The sequence below is a fragment of the Salimicrobium humidisoli genome (assembly GCF_002295105.1).
GTDB classification, from domain to species: Bacteria; Bacillota; Bacilli; order Bacillales; family Halobacillaceae; genus Salimicrobium; species Salimicrobium humidisoli.
The window spans coordinates 1-1,356 of record NZ_NSGH01000051.1; the positions used below are offsets into that span (position 1 = coordinate 1).

Here is a 1,356-nt window from a genome sequence, read left to right on the forward strand (position 1 = left end):
AGATTGAGTCCATATAATTGTGTAAAAAGAAAAAAAGGGCCTCATCAACCCTGTGTTACAATGTTTTCAACCACGAAAAACCAACACAGGAGGTTTGATGATGACCCAACTTAATTTTACCGTAAACATTGAAGATTTGAAAGAAAAGGTGGCAACTTCTGATCTGGATGCCGTGGTGAAGTCCTCTCTCGTCCTCGTCTTGAACGAATATATGGAGAAAGAACGCGACGACTATTTGAACGCCGGAGCGTATGAACGAACGGATGGACGAGCGGACTATCGTAACGGGTATTACGAGAGAGATTTTCTCGTATCTGCCGGAAAAATAAAACTGAAAGTCCCTCGCACCAGGGATGGAGCGTTCTCTACTGCTATATTTGAGCGCTATAAACGGGCGGATCAGTCCCTGACGCTCTCCATGATGGAGATGGTCGTCAATGGCGTCTCGACACGGAAAGTCACCAAAATCGTGGAACAGTTATGCGGCGAGAACGTATCCAAATCCTTTGTTTCTTCGCTTACGAAAAAGCTGGACCCAGTGGTGAACGAATGGGCGAACCGCCCATTGAACCTCATGTACTATAAGTACATCTACGTGGATGCCATGTATATCAAGGTTCGGGAACATCAACGGGTAGTATCCAAGGCTGTTTATATAGCTATTGGCGTAAATAAGGATCACAAACGGGAAATCATCGGGTTGAACGTCAACCACGCAGAATCCAAAGAAGGATGGACCCAATTCTTCGATAAATTGAAGTCCCGTGGCCTTTCATCACCTGCCCTTATGATTTCTGACGCCCACCAGGGCTTAAAACGAGCGATTCAGGAATCCTTTATCGGTACAGGCTGGCAGCGCTGCACGTTCCACTTCAAACGTAATATCATGGATCGCATGCCGAAAAAGAATGCTGAAGAAGCCAAACGCTTACTTAAGTATATGTTTGATGTCCCTGACATAGAGAAAGCTAGAGCGTTGAAAAGTGAATTCATCGAAACCTACGAGGAAGAGAAAGGATACCAGAAGGTTATCGAAACGCTTGATGAAGGGTTCGAAGACGCCATTCAATACATGAATGAACCTGTCGAATATCATGTCCAGCTACGCACCACGAACAATTTGGAGAGGTTGAATGGAGAGATTCGCAGAAGAGAAAAAGTCATCCGCATCTTCCCGAATACCCAATCTGCTTTTCGCCTTATCGGTGCCGTATTGATGGATTATGGAGAAACGATGGAAAAGGAAAATCGTAGATTTCTACAGAAAAGGAGAGAAGGCTGACCCCTTCTCACCTTTTATAATCACGTAGTGGTAATCATTGTAAAATATTTTTACACAAGATTAAGGACTTGACT

The 1,356-nt window shown here is 44.2% G+C and carries 1 protein-coding gene; it reads left to right on the plus strand.

Annotated features, from left to right (window positions below; translation table 11 throughout):
* Positions 1-100 precede the first annotated feature (100 nt).
* Positions 101-1,282, plus strand: a complete 1,182-nt coding sequence (locus tag CKW00_RS13470; protein ID WP_095822981.1) for an IS256 family transposase — start codon at positions 101-103, stop codon at positions 1,280-1,282.
* Positions 1,283-1,356 lie beyond the last annotated feature (74 nt).